This window comes from Archangium sp. (genome assembly GCF_036388035.1).
Lineage (GTDB): Bacteria > Myxococcota > Myxococcia > Myxococcales > Myxococcaceae > Archangium.
Genome location: NZ_DASVSO010000332.1, coordinates 1 through 25,308 on the forward strand (window position 1 = coordinate 1; position 25,308 = coordinate 25,308).

The window sequence follows — 25,308 nt, forward strand, 5'->3', positions numbered from 1 at the left end:
AGAACCTGCTGGTGGTGGCGGATCCGCTGAAGATTGGCGGCGAGGTGCTCCTGCGCGGCCGGATCCGGGCGGAGCGCCAGGACGATGGGCTGAACGACACCTATACCGTGCCCGCCATCGTGGACACGTACCTGGACGCGCGCCCCAACGAGCGGCTGCGCGCGATGGTGACCGGCCGGCTCACCTACGACCCGACCCAGCCCGCCCTCGCGAGCACCAACCCGGGCGTGCTGTTGGACCAGCTCTGGCTGCGCTTCGACCTGGGCCGGGCCGTCTTCGTCACCGTGGGCAAACAGAAGGTGAAGTGGGGCTCGGCACAGTTCTGGAATCCCACGGACTTCGTCAGCCCCCAGCAGCGCGAGCTGCTCGCCACCTACGACCTGCGCGTGGGCACGGACATGCTGAAGCTCCACATGCCGTGGGAGAGCAAGGGCGCGAACTTCTACGTGCTGGGGCTGATGGACCGCGGAGGCCCGGAGGACAAGCCCCTGCGCGTGGGCGGCGCGGCGCGAGCGGAGGTGGTGCTGGGCGGCGCCGAGTTCTCCTTCACGGGCGTGGCGCGTCAGGGACAGCGCCCGAAGGTGGGCCTGGATGTCTCCACCCCGCTCGGACCGCTGGATCTGTACGTCGAGGCCGCCGTCCGCCGAGGCGTGGACAAGCCCCTCTTCCGCCTGAAGAGCGATGTGCCCGCGGAGGCCCCGCTCGCCGAGCGCATCGAGGAGACCTCCCCGGAGGGCTGGCTCCCCGCGGTGAGCGGCGGCCTGTCCTGGGAGCGTGGCATCAACGACCGGTACACCGTCCACGTGGGCGTCGAGTACTTCTATGACGCCACCGGCTACACCCAGCCCGAGGTGCTGCCCTGGCTGATGCAGCAGGGCCGCTTCACCCCCTTCTACGCGGGCAGCCAGTACGCCGCGGCAAATGCCCGCGTCATGTACTCGGACAGCGTGGACATGAGCGGCATCGGCCTGTCCACGGTGGCCAACGTGGTGGACCGCTCCTTCCTCGCCCGCCTGGACGCCTCCTTCACGCTGCTCAGCGCCATGTCGGTGGAGGGCTTCGTCTCGGTTCCCTTCGGTCAGCGGGGCGGCGAGTTCCGCCCGTCCTTCGAGCTGCCCGGGCTGCTCGCCCGCCCGGCTCTGTTCGAAGCGGGGCTCGGATTGCGGCTGAAGCTCTAGTCCGTGCAGAATCGGACGCGATGCCCAAGCCCGCTCGCTCCCGAAACCTCCTCGACTTCCTCTTCGACGTCCCGAAGGAAGAGTTCCTCAACGACTACTACCCCCACCGGGCGCTCATCTACCACGGGCCTCCGGAGCGGTTCGGCGGGCTCGAGAAGGACCCGACCTTCCAGAATCCCGAGGCCACCCTGCACGCGGCCAAGGGGGACTACATCCTCGGCTTCCACCACAAGCGCGGCAGCTCGGTGCAGGCCCAGTCCATGTTCGCCCGCTTCTCCGCGCTCGGCATGCTGCAGGAGGGCTGGAGCCTCAACGTCGACTTCCTGGACCAGACCGTCCCGGCGCTCGGCAAGTGGATGGACTCGCTCCAGAAGGACCTGGGCCTCAAGCCCGGCAACATCTTCTGCTCGGGCATCATCTCCCCGGCGGGCTCCGGCGTGCCCAAGCACTTCGACTCCGTCGAGGTCTTCACCATCCAGCTCTACGGCAGCAAGAAGTGGTGGTGGGCGCCGGCCACGGAGATCGCCTTCCCCGGCACGTCCGTCATGCCCGGCGTGAAGAACAACTACCGGGACGGCAACATGCGCCCGGACTACTACCCGAAGGACATCTCCAAGGAGATGCCCAAGGGCGCCAAGTCCGCGGTGATGAAGCCGGGCTCGGCGATGTTCATGCCGCGCGGCTGGTGGCACCAGACCTACGCCGAGACGCTGTCCATCTCGCTGAACGTGGGCATCCGGATGAGCACGGGCGTCGATGCGCTCACCGGCGCGCTGCAGTCGGAGCTCGAGAAGCTCGACGCCTGGCGCAAGCCACTCCCGCTGGCGACGCCGGAGCACCTGGCGAGCGCGCGCCAGCACCTCGCGGCGCTGCTGAAGGACCTGGCGGCGAACCTCGAGAACTTCGACGACAAGGCGGTGCACTGGGCCAGCAAGGACGGCCCGAGCCGCCCGCGCATGGGCCCGCCGAAGTAAGCGGCCACGGGCCCGAGGGCTCCGCGCGGGCGTCCAGCCGCCGGAGCCCCTCGGTTACTGCCAGCGGAAGAGCCGGGTTCCGACGGTGAAGCCGCCCAGGCCCCACGTGGCCAGGATGAGGACCTGCCGCGAGATGTCGCCGAACCCTCCGCCGTCGAGCATCACCGTGCGCAGGCCCTCGTTGAGCGCCGTCAGCGGGAGCACCGCGATGAGCGGCTGGAGGAGATCCGGGAAGCTCGACGAGGGGAAGAAGACGCCCGAGAGCACCATCATCGGCAGCATCACCAGGTTGCCCACCCCGAGCGCGACGTCGGGGCTGGAGGTCCGGCTCCCGACGAGCAGGGACAGCCCGGTGAACGAGATGGCGCCGAGCAGCCCGAGCAGCAGCAGCACGAGCAGGTTGCCGACGAGCGGCACGTCGAACACCACGCGCGCGAAGAGCAACAGCCAGGAGATCTCCAGCAGCGAGAACGCCGAGCGCCCCAGCACGAAGGCGAGGAGGAACTGGAACCGGCTCATCGGGGACGCCGCCAGGCGCTTGAGCATCCGTCCCGCGCGCATGCGCACGATGACCATGCAGATTCCCCAGATGCCCGCGTTCAGCAGGCTGTAGCCCATCAGGCCTGGAATGAGGAAGTCGATGTACCGGGAGCCCGGCTCGTTCGTCTCCGTCACGCGCAGCTCCTGGCGCGAGGCCTCGGGCGTCAGCTCGCGTGCGACCGCCAGGCGCGCCGTGCGGCTGTCGGGGCGGGAGGGATCCAGGAGGACCTCCCGGCTCGAGTCCGAGACGAGGACGAGCACCGCGCGCCCGCGTCGGAGCTCCTCACGGGCCCGGTCGAGCGGTGCGATCTTCGCGCGGAGCTCGGGGGAGCGATCCAGCCGCGCGGCGAGCTCCTCGGCCTCGGGCCCCTCCGCGACCAGGACGGACAGCTCGGAGGCGCCCCTGTCGCGAAACGCCATCCCCAGCACGCTCGCGACGAGGAGCGGGAACACGAAGGAGAAGAAGAGCGAGGAGCGCTCCCGGAGCACCGGCCGCAACCAGAGGAGGAAGAGCTGCCAGAAGGAGTGCGAGGACTGGGCGAGCGATCTCATGAGGCGGCTTTGGTCGGCTCGCCTTCGCGCAGGCTCCGGCCGGTGAGGGAGAGGAACACGTCATCGAGCGTGGCGCGACGCGTGGAGAGGTGCACGAGGTGGGCCTCGTGGCGGTGGACGAGCGCCATCAGCGCGGGAACGGCGACGTGGAGCTCGTCGATGCTCAGCGAGGTCACCCCCGCCTGGGTGCGCAGCTCCCGCAGGCCGGGCAGCTCCGAGAAGCGCTCGCTCGGCAGCTCGGGGGACGTGGAGAACTCGATGATCTGCGCCCCGGGCAGCTGGGCGATCAGCTCGTTCGGCGTCCCGCGGACGATCACCCGGCCGTGATCGATGATGAAGAGGCGATCGCACAGCCGCTCCGCCTCCTCCAGGTAGTGCGTCGTGAGCACGATGGTGCAGCCCTGCGTCTTGAGCTGCGCGACCACGTCCCAGATCAAGCGCCTGGACTGCGGATCCAACCCGGTGGTGGGCTCGTCGAGGAAGAGCAGATCCGGCGCGCTGGACAGCGCGACCGCGAGCGCCAGGCGCTGGAGCTGCCCGCCCGAGAGGGTCTGGACCTGCGCGTCGCGCTTGGCCTCCAGCTTCACCAGCGCGATGGCCTCGTCCACCGGCAGCCCGCGTCCATGGAAGCTCTGGAAGAGCTCGATGACCTCCTTCACGGTCAGGCGCTCGGGGAACTTCGTCTCCTGCAGCTGGATGCCGAGCCGGGAGCGCAGCTCGTCGGGCGCCTCCGCCCACGTCTTGCCGAACAGGCGGACCGTGCCTCCAGAGGGCTCCTGCAGTCCCTCGAGGATCTCCACGGTGGTGGTCTTTCCCGCGCCGTTGGGCCCGAGCAGACCGACGCACTCACCGCGTCTGGCCTCCAGATCGATTCCTTCGAGGACGCGAAGATCTCCGAAATGCTTCACCAGGTTCCGGACTTCGATCGCGAGGTCCCCGGCTTCGCCGCTTCCGGGCTTACCCATATAGATGTGTCTCCAGGTGGGAGGCTACCACAGCGCGGAGGGGGCCCGTTGAACCAGGGCGGGAAGTTCGCATAAGCTTGGATTTACCGATTCGCGCGGGAGCCCCCACTCCTCCGTGTCGAAGCGTCGACGCGATCCGTTCGTCAGAGAGCCCGCAACGCAATGAACATCATCGGAATCTCGGCCTTCTACCACGAGTCTGCGTGCTGCCTTCTGCGGGACGGTGAGCTGGTCGCCGCGGCGGAAGAAGAGCGCTTCTCCCGCGTCAAGCATGACCGGGGACTGCCTCGTGCCTCGTTCAAGTACTGCCTCGACGTGGCGGGGCTCGACATCACCCAGGTCGACTGCATCGCCTACTACGAGCAGCCCTCGAAGAAGCTGAGCCGGCAGCTGTGGGCCGGGCACGCCGGACGGTCGGTCGCGCAACTCTGGAACGCGGCGCTCGCCCCCGAGCGCGCCATCCGCGAGGAGCTCGGCTTCTCCGGCCCCATCAAGCTGTACGACCACCACCTCTCGCACGCCGCCTCCAGCTACCACTTCTCCGGCTTCCAGGACGCGGCGATCCTCACCGTGGACGGCGTGGGCGAGTGGGCCACCACCACCTACGGCCGGGCCAAGGGCACCTCCATCGAGCTGTTCGAGGAGGTGGCGTTCCCCAACTCGCTCGGCCTGCTCTACAGCGCCATCACCAGCTACCTGGGCTTCGAGGTGCTCAGCGGCGAGTACAAGGTGATGGGCCTGGCCCCGTACGGCAAGCCGCGCTTCGTCAATGAGATCGGGAAGCTGCTGCGCCAGGGCCAGGACGGCCAGTACACGCTGAACCTGGACTACTTCGACTTCACGCAGAAGGACCGGATGTACTCGGACAAGCTGAGCGAGCTGCTCGGCCAGGCGCCGCGCCAGCCCGAGTCCGCCCTGGCGCCCTTCCACGAGGACGTGGCCCGGAGCCTCCAGGTGGTGCTGGAGGAGATGCTCTTGGAGAAGGCCCGCTACCTGCACCGCCGCGTGCCCTCGGAGAACCTCTGCATGGCCGGCGGCGTGGCCCTCAACGTGGTGGCCAACGGCCGCGTGCTGCGGGAGGGTCCGTTCGAGCGGCTCTTCGTGCAGCCCGCCGCCGGTGACGCGGGCTCGTGCCTCGGCGCCGCCGCGCTCGCGCACGCGGAGTTGACGGGCCAGCGCACCCAGCCGATGCGGCACGCCTACCTCGGGCCTCGCTACTCGGTGGAGGACGTCGCCTCCCGGCTCGCCGCGACGGGGCTCCAGCCCCTGGACTTCCGGGGCCGCGAGGACGCCCTCGTCGAGGCCGTCGTGGATCGCCTCGTCAACCAGAAGGTCGTCTCCTGGTTCCACGGCTCCATGGAGATGGGGCCCCGGGCGCTCGGCGGACGCAGCATCCTCGCCGACCCGCGCGCCCAGGACATCCGCGAGCGCCTCAACCGGCTGGTGAAGATGCGCGAGGCCTTCCGGCCCTTCGCCCCCAGCGTCCTGGCCGAGCACGCCTCGGCGCACTTCGATCTCGACCACGCCTCGCCGTACATGCTCGAGGTCTGCCAGGTGCGCTCGCCCATCGAGCTGCCGGCCATCACCCACGTGGACGGCTCGGCCCGGCCGCAGACGGTGGACGCGCGCGTCGCGCCCCGCTACGCGCGGATGATCGACGCCTTCTACCGGCGCACGGGCTGCCCGCTCGTGGTGAACACGTCCTTCAACGTCCGCGGAGAGCCGATCGTGTGCTCGCCCACGGACGCGGTGCTGTGCCTGCTCAACTCGGACATGGACTGCCTCGTGCTCGAGGACTTCATCATCGATCGGGAGATGCTCCCGGCCGACTGGAAGTCCCTGGCGCGAGCCTTCCGCGAGCTGACGCATCCCGGCCAGGAACTCGAGCAGCACCTGGTCTACACGTTCTTGTAGTTCGGATGGAGTGAGTGTCGATGTCGGATCAGGCGCGTACCAGCAAGGAACTCTGCGACGAGCTCTCGGCCCTTCTGGAGGGGCCGGACGCCGCCACCGTTGGCAAGCTCCTCCACTTCGCGGAGGCACGGCAGTCACCCTCGGGGGCTCCACCGCCCTTCGGGCCTCCGATGCCGCCCCGGGGCGAGGGGCCCCAGGCCATTGGCCCCTGGCGGCCGGAGCAGCGCAACGGCGAGGTCATCTTCGTGCGCGAGGAGCCCAACCCCCTGCGTGAGCGGTGGGGCTCGGTGCGCGCGGAGATCCCCGCGCGCAAGGCGTCCGCCGACACCGTCCGCGTCTGCCTCATCGGTGAGTCGGTCGGCACCGGGCTGCACTACGCGCCGGAGTACTCGGTCGGCCACGTGCTCCAGGGGCACCTGGACACGCTGGCGCGCCGCAAGGGCGCGGGCCGGTTCGAGGTGGTGGACCTGTCCGTCAACGGCATGGCCCGCTTCGAGCTGATGGCGCTCTTCGAGGCGGCCCTGCAGCTCCAGCCGGACGTCTTCGTCGTCCTGGCGGGCAACAACTTCACCTTCATGATGCCGCGCTCCCCGAGCGAGGAGGCGCGAGCGGCGCGCGAGGGCGGGTACCAGGGCCTGCTGGAGTACGGCCGGGGTGTCGCGCTGCGCGAAGTGGACACCATCTTCGACACGCTCGGTGACGTGGCGCGCCGCGCTGGCACGCGGGTCATCTTCGGTGTCCCCGTGGCCAACCATCGCGACTTCGCCACCCGTCAGCCGGTGGCGTGGCTTCCCGGAGATGCGACGCCCCGGTGGCACGAGCTGTTCGAGCGCGCCGAGGAGGCGCAGCGGCGGGGAGAGCACACCGCGACGCTGGAGCTGGCCAGGCAGCTGGTGGAGCTCGATGGACGCACGTGCGCCTCGTCGCTCCGCCTGCTCGGCACCAGCCTGATGGCGCTCGGGCGCGAGGAAGAGGGACGCGCCGCGCTGGAGGCGGAGGTCGAGGCCGCTGTCCAGAATCCGTGGTTCGCCGAGGTCCCGAGAATCGCCGCGTCGTTGCAGGACACGATCCGCCGGGTGGCCGCACGGCAGGGCTTCGCCGTCGTGGATCTGCCGGCGCTCCTCTCCGAGTGGACCGGGAAGACCTCCGCCGGACGCGAGACGCTCCTGGACAGCTGCCACTTCGAGGGAGGCGCGCAGCGGCTCGTGACGGCCGCGCTGGCCCTGGAGGTCGCGAGGCCGGGCGGCTCCAACGACGTGCTGGCGAAGATCCAGGCGCTGGCCGACGAGGGCCCGAAGCCCACCGCCGAGTTCGACGCGAGCGTGAAGTTCGCCTCCGCGATGAGCAACGCCTCGGCCAATGACGCGCTGGCGCCCGTCATCGGCCACTGGCTGGAGGAGGCCCTTCGCCTCTGGCCCGGAATGGCGGAGGTGATCGTCGACCACATGGAGATGACCACCGCGCCCTGCCCTCCCTTCCTCACGCGCGCCTACGCGCGGATGAAGGACCGGGGTTACAAGCTCTACTTCCCCTTCCCCGGTGCCGCCGCGCTCTCGGAGATCCTCGCGGTGTTCCGCCGGCGCGCCCCCGAGAAGGCCGCGGCCGTCGAGCAGATCCTCCAGCGTCATCTCGGGCTGGATGCGTCCGGGGTGGACCTGTCGCAGCAGCAGTACTGCCTCGACTGGGGTGAGCGCTTCATGGCGGACTGGGCCCTCGGAATCCGGTCCGACGAGCGCACGCGGTTCTCGCGAGGCACCAACCTCCGGGCCCCCTGGTCGAGGTCGCGCTTCTTCGCGATCCACGACGGGCGGAGCGATGTGCACCTCAACCTGGTCGCGCGGCTGCCCGAGCACGGCGCTCGCCGCGAGGGCATGGTCGCCGTCTCCGTGAACGGCGTCCCGGTGGGAGAGGTGGCGATCGGCACCGCATGGACGAAGCACGAGCTGGTGGCGAAGCGCGAGCTGTGGAAGCCGGGCACCAACGTCGTCGCGGTTCGCTGGCCCATGGTCCCCGCCGCCGGTGAGCAGCCGCTGGCGGACTTCATCGACCGGCGCGAGCGCGCCCTGCCGGCCAATCCCTTCCCCGTCTTCGGCGAGCTCTACCACCTCGTCGCGCGGACCAGCGGGAAGTGACCGTGCGCTTCGAGATCGGCGAGCGGCTCTTCTACCTGCCGTTCGTCAAGCAGCAGCCCCTGGCGGGCTCGCAGGTCCACAACAACGCGTTCCTGGTCCGGGGCGACCGCAAGTCGATGCTCATCGACGCGGGCGCTCCCTCGGACAGCGGGGCGTTGATGGATCAGCTCGCGAGCCTCCTGGGGCCGGATGAGCTCGACTACGTGTTCCTGTCCCACATGGACATGGACCACATCGGCGCCGTCCCCGAGCTGCTGCGCCGCTATCCGCGCATGCGGGTGGTCGGGCAGATGGGCAACCTCAGCCGAGGCCCGCTCCATGGCATCCCCTCGGAGCGCTTCGCGGTGGTGTTCGGCGGACAGACGATCGAGCTCGGCAACCGCGCGCTCACCGTCCAGGACGGCTTCCTCGCGGATGGCCCGACGCAGTGGCTGCTCGACAGCCGCACCCTCACCTGCTTCACCAGCGATGCCTTCGGCGTCATCCAGTTCGGACCGCCCGTGCACTTCGCGGAGGAGCTGCCGGCGGAGCCCTTCACCCTGGGCTTCCAGATCTGGCAGCTCATCCAGTTCACGCACCTGCCGCTGATGGACGTCACCCGCTACCGGGCCGCCGTCGAGGACCTGCGTCAGCGGGGCGTCCGGCAGATCGCCAGCGTGCACGGCCCGGTGATCCGCGAGGACGTCGCCCGAGCGTTCGAGCTGGCGGCCTCGCTGCATGACGTGCGGCTCCCGCCTCCGCCGCCGATCCCCGACACCTGGAAGCTCGACTGAGCCTCGCCGCGGGTTGGCGTGTCAGGCCACCTACGCCGAGGGCAGGGACGCGAGCACCCGCTCGGGCTCGAAGGCCGCGGCCACCTCGCTGCGGCCGTGCTCGACGAGGTCCGCCACCGCCGCGCCCGTCAGCCCACCCGAGAGGATGCCCTGGCCCGCGTGGCCGCTCGCCAGCAGCACGGACTTCGTCCCCGGGTAGCGACCGATGAGCGGCCGGCCGTTCGGCGTCACCGAGCGCAGCCCCGCCCACGCCCGCAGGAAGGTCGCCTCGCGCAGCTTCGGCGCCAGCTTCGCCACCGCCGCGTTCAGGTGCAGCATCCCCGTGGGCGTCACGTGGTTCGCGAAGCCGGCGTCCTCCTCCGTGGCCCCCACGACGATCTCCCCCCGACGCCAGGGCGCCAGGTACGTGGACCCCGACACCACGCGCGTGAGCCGCAAGGACGGGTGGAACAGGGTGAGCATCTGCCCGCGCATGGGCTTCACCGGCAGCTTCGGCAGCCCCGCCACCCCGCCGGACCACGCGCCCGCGCACACCACCAGCGTCCGGGCCCGCAGCGTCTCGCGATCCGTCTGCACCTCCACCCCCCCCTCCACCTCTGTCACCAGGCGCGCGCCCTCGCCCAGCCGCACCTTCACGCCCCGCTTGTCCACGTCGTGGAGCAGCGCGTTGAGGTAGCCGTCGGTGTCCACCATGTGGCCCTCCTCGGTGGAGAACGCGCCCAGCAGCGGCGTGCCCTCCAGCGCGGGCTCCAGCTCCTGCACCTTCGCCGCGTCCACCCACGTGCCCAGCCACTCGGGCTCGCGCGCCGCCTTCTCCGCGAGCGCGTCTCGCATCTTCGCGTCCGCCACCACCCGGAGGATGCCCTGGCCCCGGCACAGGCTCGGCCCGCCCAGGGCGGCCACGTCCTCGGCCATGGTGGTCCGCGCCGCCTTCACGAAGGCGAGCAGCTCCGGATCATCCAGCAGCCGCACCGACGGCACGGCCACGCCCGCCGCCGCTCGGGAGCCCAGGCCTCCGGGCTCCACGGGATCCAACACCGTCACGCGTGCCCCACGGAGCGCGAGCCGGCGCGCGGCCGACAGGCCCACCACACCAGCACCGAGAATGATGACTTCGTGCGAAGGATTCATGGGGTACCCCGAAGAAGCGGTTCGAAGACGAGGGTGGGTGTCCCGCAGCCATCCACGGCCGGCAGGAAGGTCAGATCAGGGCCCACCGCGCGCAGACGGCGCAGCGTGGGCAGGACGGGCAGCTCCAGCTCGAAGGGCCGCACGCGCCGCACGCGCTGGCCCCCTCGCCGCTCCCAGCCGGCGACGATGAGGCCCACCGTGCCCGGCTTCGGCATGGTGGTGAAGGTCTCCAGCCGCGCGGTCAGCTCGCAGCAGTCGTCTGGGAGGGAGGACCCGCCCGGAGCGATGTGGAGCCCGAAGGTACCCGGAGCGGGCAGCAGCCCTCCGGGCTCACGCACCGCACGGCCATTGGAGGCCGTCCCCAGCAGCGCGGCGGACGCGGTGGAGTGCAGGAAGGTGGAGAGCTGCCCGCGATCCACCAGCACGAGCCGGGAGGCGCGCAGCCCCTCGTCGTCGTGGAGACGGCGCGAGGCCGCCCACGGATGCGCGGGCTCGTCCACGAGGGTGAGGACCGAGGGGAAGAGCCGCTTGCCCAGTGCTCGCGCCAGGGCCGGCGTCCCCGCGGCGACATCACCCCGGAGCAGCACGCCGAAGCCCGACACCAGGGGCGCGGCCACGGCGGGGCGCAGGGCCAGGGGCAGCGAGGGATCCGGCGCCTCCCCGGGCCCCTCGAGTGCCTCCAGCGCCTCGCGCAGGCGTCCGAGCAGGGCCGTCACGTCCCGGGCGCCCCCCAGCACCGGCGCGGCCAGCGCGTCGAGCACGGCGCCCCGCGACGACTCGCAGCGGGCCATGGCGCGCTCCAGCTGCGGCCGCTCCACCCAACACCGTCCATCCGAGTGGGCGAGCAGTCGCAGCTCCGCGCGCTGCTCGAGGAACAGCGCCTGCACCGGTACGCCCAACCCCCGGACGCCCGTGAGCAGCGCGGCCCCCAGCTCCCGGAGTCCCTCCTCCGAGGGCCGGGCTGGAAGCCGATCCTCCGGCAGTTGCGCCGTCTCCGCGTCCATGGAGGGACGCGGTGCCTCGGGGCCACTCGGGGCGCGGTCGAGCGCGAGGTCGACGAGCGCCACCAGATCCTCCACCCCGGACACCAGCCCTTGGGCGACCCCGAGCCGCCCGTCACGCCACACCCGCGCCGCCGCGCGCACCGACAGCCCTCGGCTCTCCTGGGGCCCGCCCGTCACCGGATCCAGCTCGGCGGTGAGCTCGTCGGCCACGCGGACGAACAGCTCGCCCCTGGCCGACGCGGGGACGGAGTCCAGGGCGCGCCGCGCCGCGCTCGCGAGCGCCTCCGCGTCCTCCAACCAGCTTTCGCCCTCCCACGTCCCGCCGCTCATTCCGCGGGCTCCACGGTGAGGCGCGAGAAGCGCACGGTGGGCAAGCCAAAGGACACCGGCAGCCCGCCCTGGTCGAGCTTCCCGCAGCCCTTGAGGCCAAAGAAGGTGCGGCTGTCCGCGCCCACGGCGTCGATGGACGCGAGCGCCTCGGCGGCGTGGCCTCGCAGCAGCCCGGGGCGGACGAAGGCCCCCAGCTTGCCGTGGCGGATCTCCCGCGCCTCCGGGATGTGGAAGCAGAACTCTCCGCCCAGCAGGTGCACGTGACGCGGTGTGAGGTAGCTCACCAGCAGGCCCTCCTCCACCCCCGAGAGGATGGATTCCAGGTCGCCCTCATGCGGGCGCACCACGGTGTGGCTCATGCGAGGCAGCGCCAGGTGGCGGTAGTCGATGCGGCGCCCGTGGCCATTGGGCTCGAGCCCCAGCACCTCCGCCGTCCGCCCATCGAGCAAGGGCGCGTCCACCCTGCCCTCGCGCACGAGCGTCACCGGGCGGGCCGGCGTTCCCTCGTCGTCGAAGCGGTAGCCCACCCCTCCGGAGCCCTCGGTGGGATCATCCGCGACGGTGAGGAAGTCCGCCGCCACGCGCTCCCCCCGTTTCCGGGCGAGGAACGAGGCCTGCCGGGAGACGACGTCCCCCTCCATCGGATGGCCACACACCTCATGGAAGAACACGCCCGCGTCCGAGCCCGGTGGGAGCACCACCGTGAGGGCTCCTCGGGGGCACGGCTGCTCATCGAGCTTCGCGCGGGCCCGGCCCACCACGTCCTCCACCCAGCCGGGGGCTCGCACCGCCGCGGCGGACTGGAGCGCCTCGAGCGTCTCGAAGGCCCACTCGCCGAGCGCCGTGCGGGCCGTCCCCTCCCGCTCCACCCGGGCACGCAGCTCGAGCCACACCACCTGACGCACGTCCTCGACCTCGCGGACGTCATCCGCGCACAGCACCCGCTGGCGGAGCCCGCGCACCGTCACGTCCAGCCGGGAGCCCCGCTGCCGTCCCAGGGCCTCCAGCTCGTGAGCCAGGGCGGTGAACGCGGGGGCCTCCCAGGTGTCCGGCGCGCGCCCGTCCAGCAACGCCTCGCTCCGGCCACGGACGAGCTCCGGCAGCACGGGAAGCGCGCCAGCGTCCCACCACCGGTGCGAGGCACTCGGGCCCTCGCGCTCCGTCACGCCGTAACCGACGTCCCGCTCGGAATGCTCCTCCACGGAACCCTGACGAAGGGTCACCCGGAGCGTCTCTCGACGTTCGACGAAGAAGGTGGCACGAGGCACGGAGAAGCTCCCTCAGCGCGGGCGATGCGCGCCGGGGATGTTCTCACGAGGCCCATGGCCAACAGAAGCGACGAAACGCGGCGATTAGAACTCCAGCGGCAGGCTCACCAGCCCACGCGCCTGGGCACTCGAGCGCCACGCGAGCTTCTCGGGGGGAACGGCCAGGCGCAGCCGAGGCAGCCGCTCCAGCAGCAGCTCGAAGGTGATGGTGGCCTCCAGTCGGGCCAGCGGGGCGCCCAGGCAGAAGTGGATGCCGTTGCCGAAGCCCACGTGCTTGTTGGGCGTGCGCCCCACATCGAAGCGGTCCGGATCGGCGAACTGCTCGGAATCCCTGTCCGCGGACAGGAAGTTCACCCGCAGCGCCTCGTGGGCCTTGATGTGGCGCCCGTGCAGCTCCAGGTCCTCCTTGGCGAAGCGGAGGATGCTCACCTCCGACGGGCCGCAGTAGCGCAGCATCTCCTCCACCGCCGAGGGAATGAGCGAGCGAGCCTCGCGCAGCCGCTGGAGCTGCTCCGGGTGGCGCAGCAGCTCCAGCAGGCCGTTGCCCAGCAGGTTCGCGGTCGTCTCATAGCCGGCGACGAGCATCAGGAAGATCAGGCTCATCAGCTCCGCGGCGCTCAGGCGGTCCCCCTGCTCCTCCGCGGCGATTAGCGCGCTGGTCAGGTCTTCCCGGGGCTGCTCGCGGCGCAGGGTGAGGAACGCCTCCAGGTACTTGAAGAAGTGCTCACTGGCCTCGCGGACCTTCTCCCGGGCGCCCTGCGAAGGAGGAGCGAAGAACGCCTGCGTCCACTGGCGGAATCGGAGCCGGTCCTCGGTGGGGATTCCCAACAGCTCGGAGATGACGATGATGGGCAGCGGAAAGGCGAACTCCTCGATGAAGTCCGCCGAGCCCCTGGCCACGAGCCCCTCCAGAAGCTCCGAGCACAGCGCGGTGACGCGCGGGCGCAGCTCCTCGACGCGGCGCGGAGTGAAGGCCTTGGACACCAGCGAGCGCATCCGCGAGTGGTCCGGTGGGTCCACGGTCAGCAGGTGCCGGTTGAGCGACTTCAGCGTCTGACCGAAGAACCTCTGCCGCACGTCCTCGGGCAGTTGGGTGGGGTCCTGCGTGAGACGCGGATCCCTCGTCAGCTCGACGGTGTCCTTGTACCGGGTCATCAGCCAGAACTGGAGCCCCAGCTGAGGGTCCGTGATCAACGCCGCGGGGTGCTCCTCCCGCATGCGCTTGTAGAGGGGGAACGGGTTGGCGCGCACGTGGGGAGACCACAGGGTCTCTCCCTCCGCGAACAGGGGACTCGCCGTCATGAAGCGCTCCTTCCGTCAGGGAGTCCCCAGCATATCCCGCGCGGCCCCCTGAGAGCGGTCGCCGTGCAGCTCCACACCCTCCGCCCCTGACGTCCCCGGTGAAGCCGCCCGAACCGCGCTCAGCTCGCGTGCTTCTCGATGAGCTTGCCGAGGCGGGGGATGGCGGACTCGACGTTCTTCTTCGCCGTGCCGCGCAGCTTCTCGTACGTCCCCTTCACCAGTCCGCTCTGCGCGTTGCGCACCTTCGTATCGGTGATGGTGAGCAGGGCGTCGGCGGCGCGAGACGCGTTCGACGCGAAGTGGGCGGCCACCGGCTTCCCACCCGTCTTGGCCTCCTGGTAGAGCGGCTCGAGCGCCTTGGCGAAATCGGGCAGGAGATCCTCCACCGCATGCCGGATGAAGCCGGGCTTGACGTTCTTGACCGCGCTGTAGCCCGCCTTGATGGCGAGACCCGAGAGGCCGCCCTTGTCGGCGACCTCGGCGTCGATGAGGGCGCAGCAGTCGTCGATGACCGCCGTCTTTTTGGTTCCGCTGGTGAGTGCCTCGGTGAGTGATGCCATCGAACCAAGCCTTTCGTTCGGCCAGTCACTTCTGGCCCGAACGCGCGCATACCACATCCGAGCACGGCCGCTGCCTCGTTCTCGGCAACCGCACGGCGTTCCACACTCGAACTGCGTTGTCGGCAACGCGGGGACGCGCCCCCGTCCGATGGGTTACCTCGCGGGAGGCTCCCCGCTCCAGCGCACCGCCTGCATCCGCATCTCGCAGGTGTAGCGGCCGCGCTCGTCCTTCAGCCAGAGCTGCTCCGGTGCCGGGTACATCTCCTCCAGGGAGAGGTGCTCGGCCCCGCGCGCCAGGTACAGCAGCAGCTCCATCGCGAACGGGGACTCCGTGTCGATGAGGTACGGCTTGCGCTCCGTGGTGCTGCGCATGAAGACGAAGCGGGGCCAGCCTCCCGCGCGCCGCACGCGCTCCACCGCCAGGAACAGGTCCACGCCGCTCACCTGCGCGAAGGTGGAGGCCGACAGCTCCCACCGCTCGCGCTGGTACACCGCGCCGCCGATGCTCAGCCGCGGCAGGTGCCGGCCCTGGGTGCGCAGCTTCGCGTGCAGCACCTGTGGGTGCGCCAGCGCCGCGAAGGGCGGGTACGTGTTGAAGTCATCCAGCGGCATGTACAGCGAGAGCCGCTGCCCCTGCCCGTCCCTCAGCACCGGGCCCTCGGGCGTGGGCACCACCTTCACGTCGCGCGGCCCGAGCGCCCCCTCCTCCACGTCCAGCACGTCCGACACGGAGTACACCAGCCGCCGTCCCGGGTAGACGTAGAAGCCCTTGTTGCGTCGGCGGATGGAGAGGCCCACCAGCCCGCGCGCATCCGGCTCGGCCTTCAACCACCGGCCCGACACCGCCGTGTAGCGCTCCCGGTCCGGGTAGAAGGCACTCAGCCAGCTCCACAGTTGCAGGTGGTGGTGGACGCGGCTGAGCAGCACCTCGTAGCCGCCCTCGCCGATTCCGAAGCACACGTCCGGCAGCGCGTAGCGGCCACCGGGGGCCGACGTCCCCAGGAAGTCCTCCGGCAGCGTCCGGGCGCGGGACATGTCCTCCTCGAGGAGGATGGGCGGCACCGGGGCGAAGCGGCTGCCCGACACCTGGTCCGGCCGCAGCCGCACCGCGTACTCCAGGAAGTCCAGCGGGCGCTCCTCCGTGCCCAGCGCCTCGCGCACCTGCTCGCGGTAGCTGCGCTGCACGCTGTCCCCGTACGCCGCCGAGAGCGCCAGCGCCCCGGACAGCCGCGCCGCCAGCGACTCGCTGAAGCGCCGGCCCAGCTTCACCCGGAAGGGCGACGAGGCCTCCTCGTAGACGATGAGCCGGTCCGAGTACACCTGCCCCTCGCCCCGGCGCGCGGGCTTGCCCGTGTACTCGGTGAAGCGCGCCTCCATCACCGGCAGCAGCTCCCGGCGACGGACGAGGCCCGCGCTCTCGAACTCGGCCCGCATCCGCTCCAGCTCGTCCAGCCGACCCAGCCAGCGCTCCCGGGCCTCACAGGGCGGCAGGGCCACCAGGGCCTCGCGCAGGCTCGCGAAGGTGGCGAAGTCATTGGCGGTGAAGGGCAGCCCCAGCAACAGCAGCGCCGACTTCACCAGGGGCACCGCGAGCCGCTCCACCGCCTCCACCGACAGGCCCAGCGCCTTCGCGGCCGAGTCCAGCGTCGGCGCCGTGGGCAGCACCCCGAGCAGCCGCTCCGCCTCGGGCGACAGCGCCACCTCCAGCTTCAGCGGCGCGCAGGAGGCTCGGCCGGACTCCACGGCGAAGATGGGGTTGAGGCGCAGCGGCAGGTGCGCCCGCAGCGTGCGCTCGCGGCCCACCGCGCGGGCCAGCTCGGTGACGACCCAGAAGCCGTAGAAGGTCCGCCGCCGCGTGCTGCCGCTCGGCAGCACCTGGACGTCCTTGTCGTCCGGCCCGTCGCACTCCCCGTAGGAGATGGGCCCGAAGAAGCTCGTCGTCTCGTTCTTCGCGCAGAAGCGCTGGAGGTACGTGTAGACCTGCCGCTCCACCCGGCGCGCGTCCGAGTTGTCCGGCTTCGCCTCGCCCTCCAGGTAGCGCGCCCAGACGTTCTCGTACATCGCCGGGTTGGAGAAGAAGACGGCTTCCTTGATGGCGGGCTCCGCGGCCCGCTCGCGCAGGCGCCGCCGCAGCCCCTGTCGCTCCTCGGTGTAGCGGGCCGACAGCGCCGCGCGACGCGTCCGGTAGCGCTCCAGCGCCTGGGTACACCCGGGCCCGTACCTGGCCTTGAGGGAGGGCTCCTTGCCCTTCTCCAGCGCCTCGCGCGCCGACTTCGCCGCGTCCTCGCCCCCGGCGGTGCGCACGGCCTCCACCAGCGCCCGCTCCTCCTCGAGCAGCGCCCCCGCCTCCGTCCGCAGCGTCTCCGAGAAGCCCAGCCCCTCCAGCCAATCGAAGGGGAAGCCCGCATGACGGAGGACGAAGACCTCTCCCAGCGTCCAGCGCTCGCTGCTCATCCGTGTACCCTCTCCAGGACCGCTCGGCCCACCAGCGCCGCTTCCACCTTGGCGCGCTGCGACTCCGGCAGCGCCGCGAAAGCCTCTCCCACCGGCACCGCGCGCTCCCACTTCACCACCAATGGCGCCAGCCGGGGATCCATCGCGAGCACCCCACCCGTGCGCAGGTTGGCCGCGTACCACGTGGGCTTGGGTGCGGCCTCCAGCGTCGCCGGGAGCTGCACGAGCGCGCAGTCCCCGTCCAGGCGGATGCTGTCGCCTCCCGGGACGGCGGGCACCGGCGGGTGCAGCGAGGCCCACGCCACCCGTCCCGGACTGAGCGGAGCGCGCTGTAGCAGCCGTCCCGCCAGCGAGCCGAGCAGCTCCGCGAGCCGCGCGTGCGGCACCGTCCCCGGCGCCTCGAAGGGAAGGCTGCGCGCCAGGTCACGATCCCCGGGGGGCGCGTGGAGGTGCACCGGCAGGCCCGCGAAGGACTCGCCCGCACGACCGCGCGTCCAGTGGAACTGCCTCACCCCGGACACCCAGTCGAAGAGGGGCCGCTGACCGAGCAGCGTGAAGGTGCGCTCGTGCGCGGCCTCGTCCACCCCGGGCGCGCCCACCCACCACTCCACCACCACGCGCACTCCGGCGGAGCGCAGCCGCTCCAGCGAGGCCGTCAGCGCCTCCAGCGGCGCCCGTGTTCCGTCGCTGCCCAGCACGGAGAGGTCATCCACCGCGCAGAAGCCCACCACCGCCGTCCGGCAGCCGCCCGCCACGAGCACGTCGGCGGCGAGCAGCGCCTCCAGCGGGACATGGCCCGCCCAGGGCCCACCTTCCGGCGGTCGAGCCCCCTCGGGCACCCAGGTGAGCGGCTCCGGTCCGGTGGCCTCCAGCGCCGCCACCCGCCAGCGCAGTGGTGCGACCTCGGGGAAGGAGGCCCGCTGGAAGGCGGGAATCGTCGCGAGGGCCACCCGGTGTGTGGTCGCGAAGGGGCCGGCCACCTCCAGGGGCACGGACGCGGGGCAGGCCGCCGCCAGCGTCACCGCCGCGGGGAGCTGCTGGTCCTTCTCCAACCACAGCCGCACCCGCTCCGCGCCGGAGAAGCGCTCGGCCACGCGGGCCAGCTCCTCGTCATAGGGCGCGGGCTGCGCGGAGATCCGGACCATGTCGACCGTGCGCTCGGTGCTTCCACCCTCCAGCTCCAGGTCGTCCAGCCGCAGGCGCACGCCCGAGGGCGCGCCGGAGAGGGCCGTCAGTGCCGCGCCCAGGGCTCGCAGGGGCCGGTGCGCATTCTCCCCGCTCCGACCCAGAAGGGCGAGCGCGGTGCGCAGGAGCAGCAACTCCCGCATCGTCTGGGGCGTGGCGGGCCCCCGCTCCCGGACCTCCACCTCGCGCGTCAGGGCCTCGGGAGCCAGCACGCGCAGGCAGAAGGCGCGCGCCGCGTCCACCACATGCCAGCCCTCGGGGGCCTCCGCCACGCACGTCACGTCACGGTGGGGAGGCAGGACCAGCAGCTTCATCCCCGCGGCTCCGGGGCGAGTTGCACGCGCGGCTCGGCGGAGTCACTGCCCCAGAAGTAGGTGCAGCGCAGCTCCGACGTGTGGCGCCCGCTCGAGGCGCCCAGCCAGAGCTGCCCCGACCCGGGCAGCATCTCGGACAGCACCACCTCGCCCCGCTGCTCGAGCAGGTTGACGAAGACGCGCAGCAGCACCGGGCTCTGCACGTCGATGAGCACCGGCTTGCGCTCGCCCACGAACTTCGCGAACACCTGCTCCGGCAGCCCCATGCGCGCCCAGAGGGCCACCGCCGTCCGGAGCCGGGCCCGATCGTCCTTGCAGGCGATGAGCGCGTCGCGATCCGCGGCGTCCATGCGCCACTGCTCGCGCTGGAGCACCGCCCCGCCCAGCACCACCCGGGGCGTGTGCGCGCCCAGCGAGACGCGCAGCGGACGGATGCGGGGCAACGCGAAGGCCGTCTGCACCAGGCTCTCCATCTCGCCGTTGTAGATGCACACCTCCGAGCCCAGGCGGGTGGACACCAGCCGCGCCGTGCGCCCGTCGCTCTCCACCTGGAGGTCATCGAAGGGCAGCCGCCACGCCGAGGCCCGGGCGCTCACGCCCCCGAGCTCGACGACGGGGCCGGGGAACTCGGAGGGCAGCAGGCCGGTGCGGCGGGAGGCCAGCACGGTGATGAGCGGCACGGGCCTCGGCAGCGCGCCGAGCGCCCGCACCATCTCGCCCTCCACCTTCGCGCGCCCCTCGTGGAACTGGAGCGCCCAGCCCCACACCAGGGCCGTGTCGTGCACGTCGCCCATCACCAGGTCGTAGTCCCCGCGGCTCCAGGCGTCCACGTCCGAGGCGCCCACCAGCAGGTCCACCGAGGTGACGAGCGGCAGCGCCGCATCCGTGCGCGGCGTGGGGAGCGCCGAGAGGTCCACGTCCACGCGGTGGGCCGAGGCATCCGGAATGGCCGCCGCGAGCGCCGAGGCCACGGTCGTGTCGTAGGGCAGCGGCCGCTCCGCGTACGCCGCCACCACCTTCCAGAAGGGCACCGTGCGAGCCCCCACCAGCGCCGCCACGGCCGCCCGGGCCGCCTCGCGCGTGCGCAGCGCGGCCTCGCCCATCAGCCCGAGCGCCGGCTCCACCCGCCGCGTCATCTCCAGGGCCCGCTCGCCGCCCACGGTGAGGCGCAGGTCTCCCCCGCACTCCTCTCGCATGGGGAGCCGGTCCTGGTAGAAGTTGTGGCTGTCCCCCTTGGGGGCCTGCGCGCCGGCCGCTGGAGCGGGCCCGGAGCCCGCGGGCGCCACGTCCCACTGCTCGCGCACGCGCTTGGCCATCTCCTCGTTGAGGGCCATCTTGGCCGACGCATCCGCCGCGCCGTAGCGCGACATCAGCTCCAGCAGTCCCTCCAGCCCCTTCAGGTGACGACGGGCCGCCGCACCGGGAATGCCGGCGAGGCGCTCGGCCAGGTCCTGGATGGGGTGGTGCGCCGCCGAGGGCACCTCGAGCTGGTGGGTGAGCAGGTTGCGCTGGAGGGCGAAGCGAACCGCGTCGAGCAGCAGCGGCTGCTCCACCCCGAGCGCCTCTCGCAGGGCCAGGAGGGGCCGCATCCCATCCGCGGCCTCCACCAGCCGGGGCAGCACGTCCTCCATGCTCGCGGTGGCAGGGGCGGGCCCCTTGCGCGGAGGCAGCGTGGCGAAGGACTTGCGGCGCAGGACGAGCCAGGGCGCCACCTCCGGATCGAAGGCGATGGCGCGCACCAGCCCCAGCACCAGCCACGAGGCGGCGAAGGTGTTGCGTCCCAGCAGCACCTCCGGGCCGGACCAGCGCAGCGCCACGCCCGAGGGCGCGGAAGCATCCACCCGGCCGTAGTTGATGGGGCCGAAGAAGCTCATCGTCTCGTTCTTCGAGCACAGGCGCTGCAGGTAGCTGGCCACCTGCCGCCTCAAGCGCGCCCCGTCCCGGCCGGCGATCAAGTCCCTCGCCACTGGCGGGCTGGAGCTGGCCACCGCCTCCAGGAAGCGGGGCTCGGTGCGCAGGGCCGCGAGCGACGCCTCCACCTGGGCCGACTCACGCTCCCACGCGGCCTCGAAGGACGCCTCCGCCTCCTGCGCGGCCCGGGCGTGGACGTTGTAGGCGGCGAAGAACTCGGGCGCCTCCAGGCCCTCCACGTCCACCGGGCGTCCCGCCTTCAACGCGGACAGCACCGCGGATGGCGGGCGGCGCATGCGGGGGCCGTTGGCCTTCACCGCCTCCAGCTCACGCCGCGCGGCGAGCAGCCGCCGGGCACTGGCCGCCGCCTCCGGGCAGCGCAGGCGCTCCAGCATCTCGAAGGGAAAGCCGGTGGTGCGGACGATGAGATGGGGAAAGAGTCTCCAGCCCCTCATGGCTCCCTCACCATGGCCAGTCGGAGTTCAGAGGTGTGGGCACCCACGCGCCGCCGCAGCCACAACTCCGCCGGCCCGGGCATCATCTCCGAGAGGCCGAGCTTCCCGAGCGACAGCAGCCGCTGCAGGTGCTGGTGCGCGAAGGGGACGTCCAGGTCCAGGCACACGGGCTTGGGCTCCGAGGGGCTGAGGGCGAAGAGGTGCCGCGGCAGGCCCAGGCGCTGGCGCAGGGCCGCCACCTCCACGGCGAGCCGGGCCGGGGTGCGCGCCGCCACCAGCGACTCCTGGCTGCCGGCGGGCAGGTCCCACCGCTCACGCTGGAAGATGCAGTCGCCCACCTCGATGCGCGGGGTGTGCTCGCCCAGGCGCACCGGCGGCATCTCCACCTGGGGCGGCGCGAAGACGCGCAGGTGCGGATGATCGTCCTCGCCCGTGTACAGCGTGAGGGGGCCGTGCGGGCCGAGCAGCTCCGGGCCGGTCGCGCCCGGCACCACGCGCAGATCCGCGATGGCCACGCGCCGCCGAGCGTCCGCGCCCGAGCGCCCCGTCACCTCGATGAAGGTGCCCGGGAAGGTGTCGCTCACCAGTCCCTTGTGGCGCCGGCGCCGCAGCACCATGGCGAGCCGCTCCGCCCCACCCCAGGGGCTCAAGTCCTGGCGGAAGGTGGCGAAGTAGCGCTCCCGGTCCGGCGCGAAGTGGCCCTGAGAGCCCCAGGCGAAGACATACGGGTGCACCTCGCCGAGCACGAAGCGCGCCGAGCCGTCCGGGCCCATGGCGAGCATCACGTCCGGGCTGGCGAAGCGGGCCGTGCCCCCCTCGGGAGCGAGCGCCGCGAGCGCCTCGGGAGACAGCCGGGCCACGCGCCCGTCCGAGGCCCGTGCCACCACCTCTCCGAGCGCCACCACGAAGGCCCGGGGCTGCGCGTCCAGCGCGGCGAAGCCCTCGGAGGCGATGCGCCCATCCAGCGCGGCCGCGAACTCGAGGAAGGTGACGGGCTGCTTCAGGCCGGCGAGCACCTCCGTCGCGAGCACACGCAGGGCCCGGTGCCGCAGCGACCCGTAGGCGCTGCCCAACCGCAGCACCGGGGCGAGCGCCTCCTCCATGCGCGAGGCCTCCCGGCCGGGCATGCCCACCGGCTGCATGTCCCCGAGGCAGTCCTCATAGAGGACGGTGCGATCCGCGTACGTCTGGCCCGCAGCGCGGCGGGCGGGCAGCGCGGTGGCGCGGTGGAACAGCACCTCCGCCTCCCTCAGCACCGCGCGACGCTCGGGCAGGGCGCCCCGCGCGAAACGGCGCAGCAACTCCTGGAAGTCGCTCCCCACCTTCCGCCAGCGCTCCGCCTCGGGCACCCGGGGAAGCTGCGCGAGCACGTCGTCCAACGGCCGCGCTGTGGTGGAGGCCGGCTCGAGCAGGCGGCGCACCAGGCCCAGCCGCTCCAGCTTGCGCACCTCCAGCTCGGCGTCCTGGAGCGTCAGGCCACTGCGCTCGGCCAGTCCGGCCACGGTGCGCGTGTCATCCACCTCGGCGAGGATGGTGGCCGTGGCCGGCTCCAGCACCACGGGCTTCGCATCCGGGCCGCGGACGTTGCCGGGCGCCACCGAGGACACGGGGAGGCGGTACACCGGCAGCGCGCGGCGGATGGCGACCTCCGCCGAGGCGGCCTTGCCCAGCGCCGAGGCGGCCCAGAAGGCGAGGAAGGCCTCGCGCTCCACCACGCCGCTCGCCTCCTCCGCTCCGAAGCGCCAGGCCTCCGCCTCCGGCTCCACCCGGCCGTACGTCAGTGGCCCGAAGAAGCTCGTCGTCTCGTTCTTCGCGCCCAGCCGCTGCGTGAAGGCATACAGCCGGCGCTCGAAGGCGCGATCCGCCGCCGAGGACTCCGGCTGCGCGTCGCGGTCCAGCGCCGGCTCCATCGTCTCCAGCAAGTCCGGCGAGAGGAGGAAGAGCGCCTCGCGCACCAGGGGCTCGCGGAACAGGGCGCGCAGCGTCTTGCGCGAGGACAGCAGCTCCGTCCCCAGCCGCGCCTCGAGGGCGGCACGGCCCTCGGCCTCGCGCCTGAGCGCCTCGCGCCACGCGCTCCAGGCCTCACCGAGAGGCCCCGGCCAGCCCTCCACGGGCCCGCCGTCCACCCGGCTCCGCCCCACCCGCTTGCGCCAGCGCGACAGCACGCGCAGCGCCCGGCGATCCCCCCGGCTGGCGGCGGCGCGCACCTCGGCGGAGAAGAGCGTCCCCAGCATCGAGCGCCGCAGCTCCGCGGCCTGGGCATGGGCCCGGGCCACCTGGCTCGCGGCCTCGGCGGCACCGGGCGCGGCGAGCCCCTCGATGACCGAGAAGGGAAAACCCGCTCGCCTCAGAAGGAAATGGGGAACCAGCCTCCAGCGTCCGTCCGAGGTCATCAGGGCCTCCCTGCCTCTGATGCCGGCGGGCGCTCACGCGCCCACCGGGAATCAACTCCAGGATTATTGATTGGGCTGAGGCGTGAGCTTCAGGTCCTGCCCTGGCACCGCCAGCACCTGCTGAACCCACAGCGGTTGGCCGGGGCACGTCACGGTGATCTCCAGCTCGCGGCCGGCCTCGATGTTGGCCTTCACCGGCGTCGAACCGGAGAGCATCTCCGTGCCCACCTTCACGTAGCAGCCCGCCTTCCCGTCGATGCGCACCGTGCCGGTGCTCCCCTTCTGCGGCATCGCCTCGGGCAGAGTGCGCGCGTCGATGACGTCCTTGGACGACGTCGTCCCGAAGCGGCGCAGGCTGCCATTCATGGCGGTGGAGATGACGTGCATCTCGGAGCCTTCCAGGCGCACGTTCTTCGGATCCGCCTGGAGGCCGCCGACATAGAGCTTCTCGCCCGGCTCCAGGTTGATCACCTCGCTGCCACCGCCCGAGCCCACCTTCGAGACCACCACGCCGGCACCGGCCACGATGAGGACTCCGGTGAAGCCCACGACGAGCCACTTGGACACCGAGGACTTCGCCGCGGGCAGTGCCGCGGAGGCGACCGGGGCCGCGGCCGCCGGAGCCTTGGGGGCCGGAGCCGCCGGGGCCTGAGCCCTGGGGGCCGGAGCCGCCGCGACGGGAGCCCGCTGGGCCGGCGGCGCGGCCACCGAACCGGGCATCGGCGCGGAGGCGGGCGCCGTCTGGGTCATCGCGCGAGCGGACACCGGGACGGCGGGCTGCAACGCGGGCCCGGACGGACGCGGCGGCACCGCGGGCGCGGGGCCCGGGGGACGCGGCGCCGCCTGAGCAGCCGCGGCCTGATGCATGGCCCCCGGACGCGACGCCACGGTGGGCGGAGGCGGAGGCGGAATGGGAGGCATGCCGGACAGCGAGGGGCGGGCGGGCGAGGCCACCGGCTTCGGCGGCTCGGACGGCAGGGCGTTGGGGGCGATGAGGCCCTGCTGCACCGGCCGATAGACCTCGGTGCGCTCTTCCGGAGGGACCCCTGGGGCGGGCGGCGGAGGCGCCGCCTGACGCGCCGCCGAAGGAGGCGGCGGAGGCACGGCGCCATACTGTCCGGTGCCGTTCGCCGCGGCGGGCCGCGAGCCCGTCCCCGAGCGCACGGACGAGTCCCCGGGCGCCACCACGTCCCCCGTTCCTCCTGGGGCCGACGGGCGAGCGCCGCTGCCCGTACCACCGCTCGGAGCCACGCTCGGGTACGAGCCGGTGTGCGGGCCGCTGCTGGTGACGGGGCCGAACTCCGCGAGCCGCTCGCCCAGCGTCACCTTGAAGAACTGGGCCACCGCCGCCGGCGACGAGTTGAGCCGGTGGTGGGCCATCACCGCTTCGATCTCCTCGCGCAGGGCCGCGGCGGACGGCGTGCGGCGCGCCGGATCCTTCACCAGGGCGCGCAGGATGAGGTCCGACACGTCCTGGGGGATGGTCGGCTTGAGCTGCGAGGGCACGGGCGCCGGCTCACGGACGATGGCGTTGAGCGTGGCCGCGTCATGGTCGCGCTTGAAGGGCAGCGTGCCGGTGAGCAGCTCGAAGAGCACCACGCCCAGGGCGAACACGTCGTTGCGTGCGTCCAGGGGCCGGCCCGCGGCCGCCTCGGGGGAGATATAGGAGATCTTCCCCTTGAGCACGCCGGCCTGGGTGTTCTCCTCGCCCTGCACCTTGGCGATGCCGAAGTCGCTCAGCTTGATGGCGCCGTCGAGCGAGATGAGGACGTTGTGCGGGCTGACGTCGCGGTGCACCACCGGGTGCGGCACGCCGGCGGGATCCACGTAGGCGTGCGCGTAGTGCAGGCCCGCGGCCGTCTCGGCGACGATCCGCAGCGCGTGCTCCAGCGGCAGGGCGAGCCCCTTGCGCCGCAGCTCGTTGAGCAGCTTCTTGAGGTCCGGGCCGCGGATGTACTCCATGAGGATGTACG

Annotated in this window: 17 protein-coding genes; 5 read left to right on the forward strand and 12 right to left on the reverse strand. The window is 72.2% G+C overall.

Annotated features, from left to right (window positions below; genetic code table 11):
* On the forward strand, positions 1-1,178 hold a 1,178-nt coding region (locus VF697_RS13605; RefSeq protein WP_331094999.1), incomplete at its 5' end, for a hypothetical protein.
* A 20-nt stretch (positions 1,179-1,198) separates the two neighbouring features.
* A complete protein-coding gene (locus tag VF697_RS13610) occupies positions 1,199-2,152 on the forward strand; it encodes a JmjC domain-containing protein (protein WP_331095001.1) in 954 nt (317 codons plus the stop codon).
* A 54-nt stretch (positions 2,153-2,206) separates the two neighbouring features.
* Here the strand turns inward: VF697_RS13610 and VF697_RS13615 are convergent, their stop codons facing one another.
* Together VF697_RS13615 and VF697_RS13620 are read right to left on the reverse strand one after the other, a co-directional pair.
* Complete coding sequence (locus VF697_RS13615) at positions 2,207-3,244, reverse strand: ABC transporter permease (RefSeq protein ID WP_331095003.1); 1,038 nt, start codon at positions 3,242-3,244, stop codon at positions 2,207-2,209.
* Positions 3,241-4,209, reverse strand: coding sequence for an ABC transporter ATP-binding protein (locus tag VF697_RS13620; RefSeq protein ID WP_331095005.1), 969 nt, complete (start codon positions 4,207-4,209; stop codon positions 3,241-3,243). The genes VF697_RS13615 and VF697_RS13620 overlap by 4 nt, the downstream gene beginning before the upstream one ends.
* 162 nt (positions 4,210-4,371) lie before the next feature.
* Between VF697_RS13620 and VF697_RS13625 the strand changes: the two genes are divergently transcribed.
* The 3 genes from VF697_RS13625 to VF697_RS13635 are packed head-to-tail and all read left to right on the forward strand — an operon-like array spanning position 4,372 to position 9,028.
* Positions 4,372-6,123 (forward strand): carbamoyltransferase, encoded by a 1,752-nt coding sequence (locus VF697_RS13625; protein WP_331095007.1) that lies wholly within the window; start codon positions 4,372-4,374, stop codon positions 6,121-6,123.
* A 20-nt stretch (positions 6,124-6,143) separates the two neighbouring features.
* A complete protein-coding gene (locus VF697_RS13630) occupies positions 6,144-8,255 on the forward strand; it encodes a hypothetical protein (RefSeq protein WP_331095009.1) in 2,112 nt (703 codons plus the stop codon).
* Positions 8,256-8,257: 2 nt separating this feature from the next.
* Entirely contained in the window at positions 8,258-9,028 is a 771-nt protein-coding gene (locus VF697_RS13635; protein ID WP_331095011.1) for an MBL fold metallo-hydrolase, read from the forward strand.
* Between the two features lie 30 nt (positions 9,029-9,058).
* On the opposite strand, the gene VF697_RS13640 is transcribed toward VF697_RS13635, so the two are convergent.
* From VF697_RS13640 to VF697_RS13685, 10 genes are all read right to left on the reverse strand, one after another.
* Positions 9,059-10,159, reverse strand: a complete 1,101-nt coding sequence (locus VF697_RS13640) for an FAD-dependent oxidoreductase (protein WP_331095013.1) — start codon at positions 10,157-10,159, stop codon at positions 9,059-9,061.
* A complete protein-coding gene (locus VF697_RS13645) occupies positions 10,156-11,493 on the reverse strand; it encodes a metallopeptidase TldD-related protein (RefSeq protein WP_331095015.1) in 1,338 nt (445 codons plus the stop codon). The genes VF697_RS13640 and VF697_RS13645 overlap by 4 nt, the downstream gene beginning before the upstream one ends.
* On the reverse strand, positions 11,490-12,761 hold the full coding sequence (locus tag VF697_RS13650; protein ID WP_331095017.1) for a TldD/PmbA family protein: 1,272 nt from the start codon (positions 12,759-12,761) through the stop codon (positions 11,490-11,492). The genes VF697_RS13645 and VF697_RS13650 overlap by 4 nt, the downstream gene beginning before the upstream one ends.
* Before the next feature lie 84 nt (positions 12,762-12,845).
* Entirely contained in the window at positions 12,846-14,063 is a 1,218-nt protein-coding gene (locus VF697_RS13655) for a cytochrome P450 (RefSeq protein ID WP_331095019.1), read from the reverse strand.
* Positions 14,064-14,182: 119 nt separating this feature from the next.
* Positions 14,183-14,623 carry a DUF6918 family protein gene (locus tag VF697_RS13660; protein WP_331095021.1) on the reverse strand — a complete coding sequence of 147 codons (441 nt, stop codon included), beginning with the start codon at positions 14,621-14,623 and terminating at the stop codon, positions 14,183-14,185.
* A gap of 153 nt (positions 14,624-14,776) precedes the next feature.
* Positions 14,777-17,077, reverse strand: coding sequence for a lantibiotic dehydratase (locus tag VF697_RS13665; RefSeq protein WP_331095023.1), 2,301 nt, complete (start codon positions 17,075-17,077; stop codon positions 14,777-14,779).
* Positions 17,074-18,576: a hypothetical protein gene (locus VF697_RS13670; protein ID WP_331095025.1), complete on the reverse strand. Its 1,503-nt coding sequence runs from the start codon at positions 18,574-18,576 to the stop codon at positions 17,074-17,076. Before VF697_RS13670 ends, VF697_RS13665 begins: the two co-directional genes overlap by 4 nt.
* A complete protein-coding gene (locus VF697_RS13675) occupies positions 18,573-20,942 on the reverse strand; it encodes a lantibiotic dehydratase (protein WP_331095027.1) in 2,370 nt (789 codons plus the stop codon). The genes VF697_RS13670 and VF697_RS13675 overlap by 4 nt, the downstream gene beginning before the upstream one ends.
* Positions 20,939-23,335 (reverse strand): lantibiotic dehydratase, encoded by a 2,397-nt coding sequence (locus VF697_RS13680; RefSeq protein WP_331095028.1) that lies wholly within the window; start codon positions 23,333-23,335, stop codon positions 20,939-20,941. Before VF697_RS13680 ends, VF697_RS13675 begins: the two co-directional genes overlap by 4 nt.
* A 63-nt stretch (positions 23,336-23,398) precedes the next feature.
* On the reverse strand, positions 23,399-25,308 hold a 1,910-nt coding region (locus VF697_RS13685), incomplete at its 5' end, for a serine/threonine-protein kinase (protein ID WP_331095030.1).